Genomic DNA, 13930 nt, shown 5'->3' with positions numbered 1-13930 from the left:
CCCGACCCCTCGAGAAATCAAACCGCCCTATTTCTTGCCTGGCCCCTTCGCGTCAGATGTGTCGGAGGTGGAGAGCGCGGCGATGAAGGCCTCCTGCGGAACCTCCACACGGCCCACCATCTTCATCCGCTTCTTGCCCTCCTTCTGCTTCTCCAGCAGCTTCCGCTTCCGGCTGATGTCACCGCCGTAGCACTTCGCGAGCACGTCCTTGCGGATCGCGCGGATCGTCTCGCGGGCGATGATCCGGGAGCCGATGGCCGCCTGGATCGGCACCTCGAACTGCTGCCGCGGGATGAGTTTCTGCAGCTTGGCGGCGATCGTCGTGCCGTACGTGTACGCCTTGTCCTTGTGCACGATCGCGCTGAAGGCGTCGACCGGCTCGCCGTGCAGCAGGATGTCCACCTTCACCAGGTCGGCCACCTGCTCGCCGGAGGGCTCGTAGTCGAGTGACGCATACCCCTTGGTCTTGCTCTTCAGCTGGTCGAAGAAGTCGAAGATGATCTCCGCGAGCGGAAGGGTGTAACGCAACTCCACCCGTTCGGAGGACAGGTATTCCATGCCGAGCAGGCTGCCCCGGCGGGACTGGCACAGCTCCATGACGGAGCCCACGTACTCGTTCGGCACCAGCACCGTGGCGCGCACCACCGGCTCGTGGATCTCGGCGATCTTCCCGGTCGGGAACTCGCTCGGGTTGGTGACCACCGTCTCCTTCGCGTCCTCGGTGATCACCTGGTAGACCACGTTCGGCGCGGTCGAGATCAGATCCAGGCCGAACTCGCGCTCCAGCCGCTCGCCGATGATCTCCAGGTGCAGCAGGCCCAGGTAGCCGACGCGGAAGCCGAAGCCGAGTGCCGCCGACGTCTCCGGCTCGTAGGTGAGCGCCGCGTCGTTGAGCTTCAGCTTGTCGAGGGCGTCACGCAGCGCCGGATAATCCGATCCGTCGATCGGGTAGAGGCCCGAGTAGACCATCGGCTTCGGGTCCTTGTAGCCGCCGAGAGCCTCCTTCGCCGGCCGGTTGTTGCCGGTGACGGTGTCGCCGACCTTCGACTGGCGGACGTCCTTCACACCGGTGATCAGATAGCCGACCTCGCCGACGCCGAGAGCGCCCGCCTTCTCCATCTCGGGCGACACCACACCGATCTCGAGCAGCTCGTGCACGGCGCCGGTGGACATCATCTTGATCCGGTCGCGCGCCTCGATCCGGCCGTCGATGACCCGGACGTAGGTGACGACGCCGCGATACACGTCATACACCGAGTCGAAGATCATCGCGCGAGCCGGGGCGGCCGCGTCACCGACCGGCGCCTGGAACTGCCGGACGATCTCGTCGAGCAGGTGATCCACCCCGACACCGGTCTTGCCGGACACCCGCAGCACGTCGGACGGCTCCACGCCGATCAGCTTGGCGAGCTCCTCCGCGTACTTCTCCGGCTGCGCCGCCGGCAGGTCGATCTTGTTGAGCACCGGGATGATGTGCAGGTCGTTCTCCATCGCCAGATACAGATTGGCGAGGGTCTGCGCCTCGATGCCCTGCGCGGCGTCCACCAGCAGGATCGCGCCCTCACAGGCGGCCAGGCTGCGGGAGACCTCGTAGGTGAAGTCCACGTGACCCGGGGTGTCGATCATGTTGAGGACCGCGGTCTCGCCCCGCTGGTCGCCCTCCCGAACAGTCCAGGGCATGCGCACGGCCTGCGACTTGATGGTGATGCCGCGCTCGCGTTCGATGTCCATCCGGTCGAGATACTGCGCACGCATCTGGCGCGGGTCGACCACCCCGGTGATCTGCAGCATCCGGTCGGCCAGCGTCGACTTGCCGTGGTCGATGTGGGCGATGATGCAGAAGTTGCGGATGCGGCTCGGATCGGTCGATCCGATCACGTTCACGCCGGGGTCGAGCGGTCCAGGCACGGTCGTCCGTTCTTCTCGGGCTGGTTTTCGGGTTCGGGTGAGCGCCGGGCTTCCACCGGCACCCCCCTATCGTCCCACGCCCACGAGGGCAGGTCCGATCACACCCGTTCGAGCGGTCAGCATGGGCCCGGCGGAAGCCCCACGGCAACCGGATCTCCCGGGCGAATCACCCCGCACCCCGCGCCCCGCGCCCCGCGGTCAGTCCGGTGGCTCCAGGAACAGCGCGGACAGGCGCGGGAGACGCCGGCGCATCTCCTCCTCGTCGTCGAAGTCCCACAGGTCGGCGACCTCGGGACGGGTGCGGAGCCGCTCCCCGGCCGGCAGTGGCCCGCCGGTGGCCTGCTCGTAGGCGCGGGCCGCGATGTCGAGCACCTCCTCGGCCCGGAAGACGGCGCCGGTGTCCGCCGCCTCCTTGATCACGACCACGTTGGCCAGCACGTCGGGTTGCTGGACCGCCGCGGAGACGGCCTTGCGCCCGTGCGCGATCAGCCAGCCCCGGAAGGCGTCGAAATCCGGCCCGTCGGCGCCGCTGTTGATCAGGTAGGCCGCGGCCCACAGATCCTCGGTGCCGGACGCGGTCATCACCTTGTCCAGGTGACGGCCCCAGGCGACGATCTCCTCCGGATCGCGGGTGGCCAGGTCGGCGACGGCCCTCTCGGCCACCTCGGCGGGCGAGGCCGGCCGGTCAGCGGTGGCACGGTCGATGACCGCCCAGAAGTCGTCGGTTCTCATGCTGTGATCCTCCCAGTGGGGTACGACAATTCCGCCGGCGGCAGGATGGGGAACATGCGGCCGATCTCGCTGCCCGACGTACCGTACGACGCCACCGCCGTACGCCCGGATTGGTCTGATCTGCCACGGCGAACGCGTCAGGCGATCGCCGCGCGTCTCGGCTCTCCGGTCGTCTCGGCGCGCAGCGCCGGCGGCGGCTTCACCAGGGCCTTCGCCGCGCTGGTCACCACCGAGGCCGGGACGAGCGCCTTCGTCAAAGCGGCCCCGCTCTCGGATCCCATCTCCCAGTGGTACGCCCGTGAGCAGGCGATCACCACGGCCCTCCCCCCGGAGGTGATCGCGGCCCGCCCCCGCTGGACCCTGGCCGAGGCCGGATGGTTCGTCCTGTGCATGGACCCGATCGACGGCCGGATCCCGTCCCTGCCCTGGTCCGAGGCCCACCTGGAGGCCGCGCTGGCCTCGTGGACGGAGGCCGCGTGGGCGCTGGCCGACCCGGGCCCCGAGTTGCTGGCCGTGGGCCTGCCCACACTGCCGGACATCCTGCGCGCCGAGATGTCCTGGTGGTCGCTGATCGAAGCCGGACACGAGCCGATGCCGGCGACCGCACAGGGCACCGTCGCGCCGGAGCGACTGCGCGAGCTGGCCGACCTCGAACGCCGCCTGCCGTCGAAGGCCGGCGGCTCCGGCATGTGCCACGGGGACCTGCGGGTCGACAACGTGCTCATCGACGGCGCCGGCACGGCCTGGCTCTGCGACTGGACGTGGCCCTGCCTGGGGGCGACCTGGTTCGACACGGTCACCCTCCTGATCAGCGCGTACGCCAGCGGCCTGGACACCGACGCCCACATCCGGAAGTGGTGCCCGCCGCACGACGGGGTGGACGGCGCTCTGGCGGCGCTCGCCGGGTACTGGCTCGTCCGGGCGGACGGCGGGCCGACCAGCGCCTCCCCGCACAGCCGGCAGCACCAGCGGTTCAGCGGCGCCCAGGCTCTCGCCTGGCTGGCCGAGCGCCGCGGCTGGACCCGCCGGCCGTAGAGCTCGCCAGCCGTAGAGCCGGAGCCGTTTTGGCAGCCCGAAACGGTGCTGGTAGTCTGGCTCATCGCGTGTGGTGACACGTTGCTGTCGACTGCACCCGGCTCCCAGCCGGGACAGACGATGCGGCGACCACCGCTTGAGACCGTTTCCGAACCTAGTCAGGACAAGGCTGTCGCGTGGCGAACATCAAGTCCCAGATCAAGCGCAACCGGCAGAACGAGAAGGCCCGTCTGCGCAACAAGTCGGTCAAGTCTTCCCTGAAGACCGTGATCCGCAAGCTGCACGAGGCGAGCGACTCGGGCAACGTCGAGTCGGCCACCGCGCTTCTGCGTGACGCGTCGCGTCAGCTTGACAAGGCTGTCAGCAAGGGCGTCATCCACAAGAACCAGGCGGCCAACCGCAAGTCGGCCATCGCCAAGAAGATCGCCTCGCTGTCCGCCTGATCTGCTCGTTCCGGATCAGGTCAGCGTCAGCTGACACCGGCCACCATCGACGGTGAGCCGGCTTGGACACACCCGGGCACCGCGTCGGCTCCTTCGGGGGCCGCGGCGGTGCCCGGTCCCATTTCCCTTCGAGAGTACGGGCCCGCGAGCAACCGAAACGGCGACCGACGGGCTGTCTCTTCGTGGCGCCCACGGCACTCGGATGATCATCGTCTGGTGCGCGGCCGGCCGGGTAAGGCGGTGCCACCGGGAGTGGCCGGCCCGGTCACCTCATCAAATCGCCGCTCGGCGGCTCTGTGGCCACTCGGCAGCCGCCGGCACCACGCTGAACGGATCTCCTCGGCCCTCGGTGCCCGGATCACCGCCGGTCGGCAAGGCGAGCCGTCCCGTCCCGGAACGGCTGACCGCATACTCCACGAGAGGCCCGGCACGCGTCCGCCAGCCGCCGCATCCCAAACAATTCCGCCGGTCAGCCATCGTGGCCCGGCGCCCCACTCGTCCGCCGTCCGCCGCGCCGTCTGTGGCCCTTCCGCCGCCCCGCCCGCCGGAACGGCTCCCACGCCGCCTCTGCCGGCGCGACCGATCAGTCCGTCACTCGTAGCGGCGGGCGGCCGCCTGGCGGGCGATCTGCTGTCGGACATCCAGTTGCTCGGCCCACGGCCGCCGGATGGGCGCGCCGTTTCCCGCGGTACGCGGCTCCTCGGCCGGCCTCGGTGCCGCCGACCCGAATCCGGACACGGGCGTCGCCGCCGGCTCCTGCCCCGCCGAACCATATCCGGACGTGGACGGAACCGCCGGCTCCTGCCCCACCGACCCATATCCGGACGTGGACGGAACCGCCGGCCACGCATGCACCGCCGAATCGTCTCCGCCATGCTCGGGCCCGGCGTTGTGGCCACCACCCGGGTAGCCGTAGGACGGCCCGCTCCCATACGTCGAGGTGCTGGCGAACGTGCCCGGATATCCCACCGCCGGCACACCGGTCAGCCCTTCCGGCGGATACCCGTCGCCGAACGACTCGGACATCACCGCCGGCCCGTACCCATCGGAGACGGTGCCCGGTCCGTACCCGGCGGACAGTTGCTCCGGCGCATAGCGCCCCGAGTCACCGGAGGAGGACACCGGCCCGGCCTGGCGCCCGCGCTCCGGCATGGTGGCGGGCCGCAGTACCGGCGCCCGGACCGCCGCGGCCTCGGTGGCGACCGGCCGTGGGGGGAGCGCCCCGGCCACGAGGTCGTTGAACTTCACCATGAGCGCCACGGTGATCGGCAGGACGAGCACCCCCCACCAGCTGACGAGTTCGGCCAGCGCGAGCAGGATGCCGAGGACGACGGCGCCCTCGAGGAAGACGAAGCAGAGCAGTCCGCTGGGCGCGAGGTGACGGAGTCGCAGCGCCCGCGCGTACAGGGGCCGGCTCGTGTCCTCGGCGCGGCGGGACCGGATCGTCCGGGTCATCGGGCCCCTCCGTCCCGGCGGGCGGCCGCGATCGCGAAGACGGTCTGTTCCAGGGCGTAGCCCCGGTCCTCGGCGCCGCCCTTGACCGCGCCGTTGCAGTGGGCGGCGGCGCGCATGGCGTCGGCGAGTCCTTCCGGGGTCCAGCCGCGGCTGCGTCCCTGCGCCTTCTCGATCTTCCAGGCCGGCATGCCGAGTGTGGAAGCCAACTGGTACGGGTTTCCGCGTCCCGCCGACGCGACCCGCGCCACGGTCCGCACCCCGTCGGCGAGGGCGTCGGCGATCGGCACCGGGTCGACCCCGACGTGTAGCGCCCAGCGCAGCGCCTCGAGCGCTCCCGGCAGGTCACCGACCATCGCGGCGTCGGCGACCGCGAACCCGGTCACCTCGGCCCGCCCCTTGTAGTAGCGGGCCACCACCGCCTCGGTGATCTTGCCGTCGGTGTCGGCGAGCAATTGGGAGCAGGCGGCGGCGATCTCGCGCAGGTCGTTGCCGACGGCGTGGAGCAGCGCGGAAGCGGCGGCATCGTCGCAGCGGGCCCCGTTGCGCCGGAACTCGTTGCGGACGAAGGCGATCCGGTCCGAGTCCTTCTTGAGCTTCATCGCCGGGATCACGGTGGCCCCGGCGGCACGGAGCCCGTCGGCGAAGGCCTTGCCTTTGGCCCCGCCCACGTGGGTGACGATCAGGGTCACCTCGGGGTCGGGGTTCTTCGCGTAGGAGAGCAGGGCGGTGCTCAGGTCCTTGCGGGCGTCCTGACCGCTCTGGATCACCAGAACGCGGCGCCCGCCGAACAACGACGGGCTGAGAATCTCGGCGACCTCGCCGGCGACCAGCGAGCCGGCCTCGTACTCCCGGACGTCCGCGCCGGGGTCGGCGGCTCGCGCCGCCTCGATCGCTTCGGCGACGGCACGGGCGGCGAGCAGCTCCTCATCGCCTTGGACGAGCAGCAACGAGGGGGGTGGCACGGCATTCACGTGCAACATCGTCGCACGGGTGACCGACAAGTCCGCGAGCCTCACTCCTTAGCGCAGACCGCCGATCACCGAACGCGAAACCAGACATATCGGCAAGCTGACATGTCGCGACGCCCGTAGAGTCGCCTGCCCAGGCCTAACGCGTTGGCGCCATGATTTGTTCCTTTCGTCCCTTATTGAGCCTTATAAGGGGCAAAGTTCGCGCATAAGCCACCCGCCCCGGGCGTGTCGCTCCGCCCGGAAAGAGTCATTGCGGCGGTTCTCCCCGGGCCGCCACCGCCAACCGGCCCTCCACGATGACCGCGGCCACGTCGCCGGACTCATCGGTGCGCAGCACCCTCGCCCCGCCTCGCGCGATCCGCCCGATCACACCGGGGTTCGGATGCCCGTAGTCGTTGTCCCGCCCGACCGACACCAGCGCCACCGCCGGCCCGACGGCGTCCAGCAGCGCCGTGGCCTGCAGCGCGCTGCCGTGGTGGGCCACCTTCATCACGTCGGCCCGCAACCCCGCCGGGCCCAGCCCCGCAACGAGATCCTCCTGCTCCTCGGTCTCCGCATCCCCGAGCAACAACACCGAACGGCCGCCGGCCCAGGCCCGCAGGATCAGCGAGTTGTTGTTGGGATCCGAGTTGGTGCCACGCATCGGCGTGATCGGGCCGAGCGCCTCCAACCGCAGGCCACCGACCGAGTACGCCCACCCGGGCCCGGCGGCCCCCACCGCGAGCCCGGCCTCGGCCGCCATCGTCTCCACGGCGGCCCGCCCGCCCGCCGGCTCCGGCCAGTCCGGCCCGATCACGGCGCCCACCTCCCGCCCGCGGAACACTCCGTCGACGCCTCCGATGTGATCGACATGGAAATGGCTCACCACCAGGAGCGCCACCTGCCGCACACCGAGCCGCCGCAGGCACCGGTCCACCGCGTCCGGCTCCGGACCGGCGTCCACCACCACGGCCCGGCCCGGACCGGCGGCCAGCACCACGGCGTCCCCCTGCCCCACCGCGCAGGCCACCACGAACCAGCCGGGCGGCGGCCACCCGGGCGACAGCAGCCGCACCGGCAGCGCGCCGAGAACCGCCCCGAGCGCCACCACGGCCGCCAGCCGCCGCACGACCGCCCGCCGCGCCGCCACCAGGAACGCCACCGTGAGCCCGGCCAGCAGCAGCCCGCCCGCCGCACCGTCCGGCCAGGGCAACGCGCCCGCCGGCACCCGCGAGCCGGTGTGCGCGACGAGCACCAGCCACTCGGCCGGCCAGTGCCCGAGCCAGGCCGCGAACTCGGCGGCCGCGGGCCAGACCGGCGAGAGCACGGCCGCGCTCACCCCGAGCAGCGTGGCGGGAGCGATCGCCGGAACCGCCACCAGGTTGGCCGGCACCGAGATCAGGCTGACGGTGCCGGAGATGGCGGCGACCACCGGCCCGCAGGCCACCTGGGCGGCGGCCGGAACGGCCAGGGCCTCGGCCACCCCGCCCGGGCACCCGGACCGGCGCAGCCCGTCCCGCCAGACCGGCGCGAGCAGCAACAGCCCGGCCGTGGCCAGCACCGACAGGGCGAACCCGGGGTCGGCGGCCAGCTCCGGGTCGACGACCAGCAGTGCCGCGGCCCCGGCCGCGAGCGCGGGCACCGCCGCCCGTGGCCGTCCGCCGGCCAGCCCCAGCAGCCCGATGGCGCCCATCGCGCCGGCCCGGATGACGCTCGGCGACGGCCGGGCCAGGATCACGAACCCGGCGAGCGCCACCGCACACACCACGGCGCAGAGAACCGGCCCGGCCGGGAAGCGCCGCACCACGAACAGCACCACGCCCAGCACGATCGCGACGTTCGTACCGGAGACCGCGGTCAAGTGTGTCACTGCGCAACTAAGGCGGGAACTCTGAGCAGGCACTTAGTAAGGATTCGGGCGGCTCCGTCTACTAGAGACTTAGTAAATCCCCAGCTCAGAGCACGTTCTTACTAAGTTCTTGGTTAGCAATCGGCTTAGCGCTTAGCTAGCATGGAGGCATCACGAACGCTCGCTAGCGCGGGTAGGCGTGGGATTGGCCTCCGGATGGAGTGCATCGCCCACAGCCGAGTAACCGCGCGAACGGCTTCCGCCCGGACGGGAGAGCCGAGCAGGGACTAGCGCCGGATGCGCTGTCCCGCTCGGCGTTCCCGTTCTTAGGGAGCCACCGTGCCGATGAGCACGAAGGAACGCGGCGCACTCGGAGGCCGCGCCCGATCCGAGAAACTCACGCCGGAGCAGCGCCGCGAACAAGCGCGCCGCGCCCACCTCGCCGGAGCAGTGAAAGCCGTTGTGGACCGTGCGCCGGAACTCACGCCGGAGCAGGTCTCGAAGCTCCGCACGCTCTTCGGAGGTGCGGTGCGATGACGGCAAACGAAAGCGGCCCCACTCCCCAGCAAGGCCGCTCCGCGCACTCGATCTCTACCCCCGATTCTACCTCAGTTCCTGGTAAAAGCGCTGGTCACTTCCTCTTTGATCACCACCGGCGGGAGCTACTCGTGGAGTCCGCCATCGATCCGGAGGTGGCCCGCGAACGCGGATACACGTCGATCGGTCGGCCCACCACGGCGAACCAAGATCCCCGCCGCGAAGTGGAAGCTCTCGGCTTCCCCCGGTGGGCAACGCGCGAAGACTCGTACTTTCCGGCGTTGCTGCTCCCGATGTACGGCCCTACCGGGCGGCACGTGTCCGCTCAGTTGAAGCCGCGCAACGCCGTTCCGAACCGCGAGGGCAAGCGGATGAAGTACGCGAGCCCGAAAGGCCAGAGCATCCGGCTTGACGTTCACCCGCGCTGGACGGTTCTCGCCACGGACGCGATCGTTCCGCCCATCCGTGACGTGAAGGTGCCGCTCTACGTCACCGAAGGCATCAAGACGGCGGACTCGATGACTTCGCGCGGTCTCTGCACGGTCGCGCTGCTCGGAGTCTTCAACTGGCGGAGCACGCTCGGCACGCTCGGCGATTGGGAGGACGTGGCGCTTCGCGGACGCGAGGTGACGGTTTGCTTCGATGCGGACGCTCGCACGAACCGGAACGTCCTCCGCGCCATGCGCCGTCTCGGACGCTGGCTCCGCTCGCGCGGCGCGAAGGTTCGCTACCTCATCACGCCGGGCGAGGTGAACGGCGAGCCCACGAAAGGCGCGGATGACTTCTTCGCGGCCGGTGGCACGCTGGCGGACTTCCTTGCCGCCGCGTCCTCGAAGCCTCCGGCGGAGCAGGCGAAGGAGGACACGTTCACGGACTCGTACCTCTCGGAGGTCGCGGTCTCCGATGTGCTCTCCGGCTCGTACGTCTTCACGTCCGGTCTGGGGTGGCTCCGGTGGTCCGGGATCGTGTGGGAGCCGGTAGAGGACGGCGTGGTTCTCGAAGAGTTGCGTCTGTGGGCTCGCGATGAGTACCGGAGCGCGCTCGAAGAAGAGCGCGAGGCCGCGTCCGCCGGGCAGGAGACGAATACGTTCGAGATCGAGGGATGGCGGCGCGTGCAGAGCGCGAACCGGCTCGATGCCGTGCTCCGCCTCGCCCGGAACAACGGAGCCGTCCGGCGGGACGCTTCCGTGTTCGATACCCACCGGGATCTCCTGAGCGTGCGTAACGGCGTGGTCGATCTCCGCACGGGCGAACTCTCCGAGCACGATCCGGCGCTCTACTTCACGAAGGTCGCAACCGTGGAGTACGAGCCCGGCGCGGAGGCGAAGGCGTTCACGAAGGCGCTCGAAGCCGTCCCGGCGGACGCGCTCGATTGGCTCCACCTGAACATCGGGCAGGCGGCGAGCGGGCATAGCGCGGAACGCATGATCCTGCTAACCGGCGTGGGCCGGAACGGGAAGACGGCGCTTATGGGCACGATCTTCCGAACGCTCGGCGGGTACGCGGCGAAGGTGCCGAACACTCTCCTCCTGAAAGGGAAGAGTCTCGGAAGCGCTACGCCGGAGAAAATGACGCTCCGTGGAGTCCGGCTCGCCTACATGGAGGAGACGCCGGAGGAAGGCTACCTAGACGCTCAGGTGGCGAAGGAACTCATCGACGCGGAGGAGATCGAGGGCCGCAACCTCTACCGGCCGATCGTTTCGTGGAAGCCCACGCACTCCATCTTCCTGAATACGAACCACGCGCCCACCGTGACGGACACGGGGGATGGAGCGTGGCGGCGGCTCGCTCGCGTGGAGTTCCCGTTCCGGTTCCGCGCGCCGGGGCAGGCGATCGAGCGGGAGAACGATCGCGAAGGCGATGAGGGCTTGAAGCGCGATCTCGATACGGATGAGGCGCGGCGAGCGGCCCTCGCGTGGATCGTCGCGGGCGCGGTCCGGTGGTACGAGAACGAGCAGCGGTTGCCGCTCGATCCGGAGTCCGTGGAGCAGGCGAAGGCGAAGTGGCGCAAAGACTCCGATGACATTCTCCGGTTTGTGGACGAGGTGTGCAGCCTCGATCCCGGCCGGTGGGTTGTCGCTACGGAGCTGTACGCGGAGTACGCGAGGTGGGCGGCGGCGAACGGTCACCGGGCCATGTCCTCGAAGGAGTTCGCGAAGCGGATGCGCAGTCACGGCGGGCTCCCGGCCTTCGTGGAGGCGAAGAAAGTCCGCGCCACGCTGCCCGGCGGCTCGCGGCCCGCTCCGGCGTGGCCGGGCGCGGAGCCGAAGGCGCTTGGAGCCACGGTGAGCGCGTACGTCGGACTCGCGTTCAGCGAGGCCAGCTAGCCCGTTCCCTGTGTTCCGTCTACTTACAAACTCTCCTCGCGAAGAGCTTCTAGGGGAAGTTTGGATGGAGACGGAACACAGGGAACGCCACCCGCGCGAGCCGCCTCCGATCGGCCGGCTCGCTCCATCCCCCGTGGAGGAGATCCCATGTTCTTCGAGGTCACGCACCCGCTCTACGTCCTCTCCGCCTCCGGAGACCGCTCATCCCGCGTCATCGGCTTCGAGACGGCCGGAGGCGAGGTGGTGGAGGTCTTCACCGAGTACGGCTCCGTCCCGGCCTCTCCGGCGATCGTGGAGGCTCTCCGGCCGGAGGTTGCCCCGTGATCCCCCGCTACCCGTTCGTGTTCGAGGGCGGCCCGCTGGACGGCCACGAGATCGAGGCGATCCGCCGGACGGCCCTCTACCGGGACGCGGCAGGCGAGCCGCTGCGCACGGCCGCCGGAGCCCGGCTCTCCGCCGGGGGCGGGATCTACGCGGTAGGCGTTCGTCCGTCCCGCGTCCCGGTGGACGGACGGATCGTCCGGCGGCCGGGGACGTACCGGTGGCTCCGTCCCGTCCGCGTGGACGCGTCCCGGTGAGTTCGTCCGTCCCCGCGTCCCTCGCCGGACGCGGGGACGGATGGACGCGTCCGGCCTTGACCTAGGTCGCCGGAGGCCGTTTCCCCAGCTAAAAGCATGTGCAGGCGCGAGGCTAGTTCCTCAGAACTTAGGAGGTAGGCACGTCCAGTGGACGCGTCCTGAGCAGGCGATACGTCCCCGGACGAGGTACCTCGCGGACGCGTCCGGCCCGGCGTTCGTCCTCGTCCCCCGGCCGGACGAATGGACGAGCGCGTTCGTCTTACCTTCGAGGACGTGAATGTTCTCCTCGGTGGATTGATCACCCTCGCGGTGACCGCGCTCGTGCAAATCCTGATCATTCCGTGGGTGCAGCGGCGAACCCGGAGATTGGAGCGGTGGGAGAAAGACATGGTGGAGCTAGCAACCCTGCTCCACGAGGAACTACCGCAGGCAGTCAGCGATGCCTACCAAACCGCCGTTTTGCATTTCTCGGTGAAAGACAGCGAGCTACACGAGGAAGAGTTCCGGAAGGAGATGAGCGATCAGCACAACGCGGCCATAATCGAGCTGCACAAACTGACAACGCGGATGCATCTCCTGAACCGCCGCGTGCGCCTCATGAAACCAAACGCTCCGGTATGGTCCGCCGTCACGGCGAGGATTCAGCATCTCGATAAGACGATCCGCCCCGTCTACGCTCTGCACATTCCGAAGAGCGAGAACCGCATCGCTGATATCAATTCGCAGTGGGAAGAGATCAGGAAAGACCTCGTCACAGCACAGGAGCGCCTAGACAGCATCGCGATCCCAATGAAACCGCCTCCGACCACACGACTCGGCACGCGGGCATACCGGCGGCGCAGGAGGCGCCTCATGCGGCAACTGTCGCAGGGCGAGGACCGCTAAACCTCAACCTCGTAGTCCGGCGTGAAATTCGTAGTGGCCGTCTCGATATCCGGATTGTTCGCGTCTCCCGGACTCTTGTGCTCGATCACCATTGTGATTTTAGTGATCACTTGCGCATCGCCGTCCGGATAAAACGTCTGTCCAACTTTGAGAGTCCTTGCGGGCACTTCCGGGCGCTTCGGCATGACTCCCCCTCTTCGCAGCGGTCACCACCAGAAAACCAGAGAGAGCGGGCGCGCGAGGCCAGAACGCCGGAGATCGCGCAGCCCGCTTACAACAGTAGGCGCATTATGGTGCATTCTTTTTGATACTTTTAGTTAGTCTTTGTGATACTTAGTAACTTAAAATGAGACTATGCCCAGAATGACGGCCGGGCAGCGGCGAGAGCAGGAGATCGCCGCGCTCGAACTCAGCAACGCCGGACACTCCATCGACGTGATCGCGGACCGCCTAGACGTGTCCCGTGCGACCGCTGCGCGCCGCGTAGGGGACGCTCTCCGGCGCGTTCCCGCGCATGAGGCGGACACCCTACGGCGGCAGTCGGAAGCGCGCCTGAACGGCTGGACGCGGCGGCTCTCCGCGCTGCTCTCCTCGGAGGAACTCTCCGTGGGAGACACCGTGAAGGTGATCAACACGCTCGCCACCCTCGAACGCGACCGCGTGCAGCTCTACGGCCTCCGGCTCCCGGCCGCGATCGTGGTTCAGCACGAGATGAGCGAGGCCGCGCAGTGAGCCCGCTCGCCTTCGGAGCCGCCTCCGGCTCGCTCGGCACCTGCCGGACCCACGGCCGCCCCCTCGTGCGCCGGATGCGCGGTGACCTCGCCGAACAGGTAGCCACGGAGCGCGCGGCGGAGGACTCGCGGAGGTGGCTCGCGGAGGAAGACGGCGAACAGCCGGCCGAATCAGTGCCCATCCCCCGGCAGTCGGCCCGGCGGCGCGGTGACTGCCCGAAGTGCCTCGCCGAGATCGGCGCGGCGGCGCTCGCCTACCTGAACGGAGAGGACGCGGCATGACGGACGCGGTTTGGCAGGAATGGGCCGCGCGGCAGGACGAGCAGGCGCGCGAGGCGGCGCAGTGGGAGGAATCCACGCGGGCGCGGCTCGATGCGCGCCGGGCGGCCCTCGCCGCGCGGCAGGCGAGGCAGGCGGACGAGATCGCCGAGATCCAGCACGTATACCGACTCGCTCTCATGGGCGGCGGCGCAATCCCCACCACCGAAGGCGAGGCATGA

The 13930-nt window shown here is 69.5% G+C and carries 14 protein-coding genes and 2 pseudogenes; 10 read left to right on the top strand and 6 right to left on the bottom strand.

Annotation, left to right across the window (positions count from 1 at the left end):
* Positions 1 to 27: 27 nt before the first annotated feature.
* Both lepA and AB0I88_RS16390 read right to left on the bottom strand, forming a co-directional pair.
* On the bottom strand, positions 28 to 1908 hold the full coding sequence (lepA, locus tag AB0I88_RS16395) for a translation elongation factor 4 (protein ID WP_361024141.1): 1881 nt from the start codon (positions 1906 to 1908) through the stop codon (positions 28 to 30).
* A gap of 198 nt (positions 1909 to 2106) precedes the next feature.
* A complete protein-coding gene (locus AB0I88_RS16390; RefSeq protein ID WP_361024138.1) occupies positions 2107 to 2640 on the bottom strand; it encodes a DUF4240 domain-containing protein in 534 nt (177 codons plus the stop codon).
* Between the two features lie 54 nt (positions 2641 to 2694).
* On the opposite strand from AB0I88_RS16390, the gene AB0I88_RS16385 reads away from it, so the two are divergent.
* Complete coding sequence (locus AB0I88_RS16385) at positions 2695 to 3675, top strand: phosphotransferase (RefSeq protein WP_361024135.1); 981 nt, start codon at positions 2695 to 2697, stop codon at positions 3673 to 3675.
* A gap of 176 nt (positions 3676 to 3851) precedes the next feature.
* Positions 3852 to 4118, top strand: coding sequence for a 30S ribosomal protein S20 (rpsT, locus tag AB0I88_RS16380; protein ID WP_093621541.1), 267 nt, complete (start codon positions 3852 to 3854; stop codon positions 4116 to 4118).
* Between the two features lie 1224 nt (positions 4119 to 5342).
* Here the strand turns inward: rpsT and AB0I88_RS16375 are convergent.
* From AB0I88_RS16375 to AB0I88_RS16365, 3 genes and pseudogenes are all read right to left on the bottom strand, one after another.
* Positions 5343 to 5573: pseudogene (locus AB0I88_RS16375) on the bottom strand (hypothetical protein); the annotation flags it as partial.
* Positions 5570 to 6553: a DNA polymerase III subunit delta gene (holA, locus tag AB0I88_RS16370; RefSeq protein WP_361024321.1), complete on the bottom strand. Its 984-nt coding sequence runs from the start codon at positions 6551 to 6553 to the stop codon at positions 5570 to 5572. The pseudogene AB0I88_RS16375 and the gene holA, both read right to left, overlap by 4 nt.
* A gap of 238 nt (positions 6554 to 6791) precedes the next feature.
* Positions 6792 to 8390, bottom strand: a pseudogene (locus AB0I88_RS16365) (ComEC/Rec2 family competence protein); the annotation flags it as partial.
* 327 nt (positions 8391 to 8717) lie between these two features.
* Here AB0I88_RS16365 and AB0I88_RS16360 point away from each other — a divergent pair.
* From AB0I88_RS16360 to AB0I88_RS16340, 5 genes are all read left to right on the top strand, one after another.
* Entirely contained in the window at positions 8718 to 8909 is a 192-nt protein-coding gene (locus AB0I88_RS16360) for a hypothetical protein (protein ID WP_361024132.1), read from the top strand.
* A 131-nt stretch (positions 8910 to 9040) separates the two neighbouring features.
* The gene (locus AB0I88_RS16355) at positions 9041 to 11236 is read left to right on the top strand and encodes a phage/plasmid primase, P4 family (RefSeq protein WP_361024129.1); all 2196 of its coding nucleotides are present in this window, start codon (positions 9041 to 9043) and stop codon (positions 11234 to 11236) included.
* Between the two features lie 147 nt (positions 11237 to 11383).
* The gene (locus AB0I88_RS16350; protein WP_361024126.1) at positions 11384 to 11560 is read left to right on the top strand and encodes a hypothetical protein; all 177 of its coding nucleotides are present in this window, start codon (positions 11384 to 11386) and stop codon (positions 11558 to 11560) included.
* A complete protein-coding gene (locus AB0I88_RS16345) occupies positions 11557 to 11814 on the top strand; it encodes a hypothetical protein (RefSeq protein ID WP_361024124.1) in 258 nt (85 codons plus the stop codon). Before AB0I88_RS16350 ends, AB0I88_RS16345 begins: the two co-directional genes overlap by 4 nt.
* Before the next feature lie 273 nt (positions 11815 to 12087).
* A complete protein-coding gene (locus tag AB0I88_RS16340) occupies positions 12088 to 12699 on the top strand; it encodes a hypothetical protein (protein WP_361024121.1) in 612 nt (203 codons plus the stop codon).
* Here AB0I88_RS16340 and AB0I88_RS16335 read toward each other — a convergent pair.
* Positions 12696 to 12884: a hypothetical protein gene (locus AB0I88_RS16335; protein ID WP_361024118.1), complete on the bottom strand. Its 189-nt coding sequence runs from the start codon at positions 12882 to 12884 to the stop codon at positions 12696 to 12698. The genes AB0I88_RS16340 and AB0I88_RS16335 overlap by 4 nt on opposite strands.
* A gap of 178 nt (positions 12885 to 13062) precedes the next feature.
* Here AB0I88_RS16335 and AB0I88_RS16330 point away from each other — a divergent pair, with 178 nt between their 5' ends.
* From AB0I88_RS16330 to AB0I88_RS16320, 3 genes are read left to right on the top strand one after another with little or no spacing between them, the layout of a single operon-like run.
* On the top strand, positions 13063 to 13431 hold the full coding sequence (locus tag AB0I88_RS16330; RefSeq protein ID WP_361024115.1) for a hypothetical protein: 369 nt from the start codon (positions 13063 to 13065) through the stop codon (positions 13429 to 13431).
* Complete coding sequence (locus tag AB0I88_RS16325) at positions 13428 to 13712, top strand: hypothetical protein (protein WP_361024112.1); 285 nt, start codon at positions 13428 to 13430, stop codon at positions 13710 to 13712. Before AB0I88_RS16330 ends, AB0I88_RS16325 begins: the two co-directional genes overlap by 4 nt.
* Complete coding sequence (locus AB0I88_RS16320) at positions 13709 to 13930, top strand: hypothetical protein (protein WP_361024109.1); 222 nt, start codon at positions 13709 to 13711, stop codon at positions 13928 to 13930. The genes AB0I88_RS16325 and AB0I88_RS16320 overlap by 4 nt, the downstream gene beginning before the upstream one ends.

Source organism: Actinoplanes sp. NPDC049802 (genome assembly GCF_040656595.1).
GTDB lineage: Bacteria > Actinomycetota > Actinomycetes > Mycobacteriales > Micromonosporaceae > Actinoplanes.
Note: the sequence above shows the minus strand (reverse complement) of the source record. Positions and strands in the feature narration are given on the sequence as shown.

Bases quoted from the DNA above. Each gene is read 5' to 3' on its own strand.
- AB0I88_RS16350 (WP_361024126.1), top strand. From the start codon at position 11,384: ATGTTCTTCGAGGTCACGCACCCGCTCTACGTCCTCTCCGCCTCCGGA.
- holA (WP_361024321.1), bottom strand. From the start codon at position 6,553: ATGTTGCACGTGAATGCCGTGCCACCCCCCTCGTTGCTGCTCGTCCAA.
- AB0I88_RS16335 (WP_361024118.1), bottom strand. From the start codon at position 12,884: ATGCCGAAGCGCCCGGAAGTGCCCGCAAGGACTCTCAAAGTTGGACAG.
- AB0I88_RS16320 (WP_361024109.1), top strand. From the start codon at position 13,709: ATGACGGACGCGGTTTGGCAGGAATGGGCCGCGCGGCAGGACGAGCAG.
- AB0I88_RS16385 (WP_361024135.1), top strand. From the start codon at position 2,695: ATGCGGCCGATCTCGCTGCCCGACGTACCGTACGACGCCACCGCCGTA.
- AB0I88_RS16360 (WP_361024132.1), top strand. From the start codon at position 8,718: ATGAGCACGAAGGAACGCGGCGCACTCGGAGGCCGCGCCCGATCCGAG.
- AB0I88_RS16390 (WP_361024138.1), bottom strand. From the start codon at position 2,640: ATGAGAACCGACGACTTCTGGGCGGTCATCGACCGTGCCACCGCTGAC.
- AB0I88_RS16330 (WP_361024115.1), top strand. From the start codon at position 13,063: ATGACGGCCGGGCAGCGGCGAGAGCAGGAGATCGCCGCGCTCGAACTC.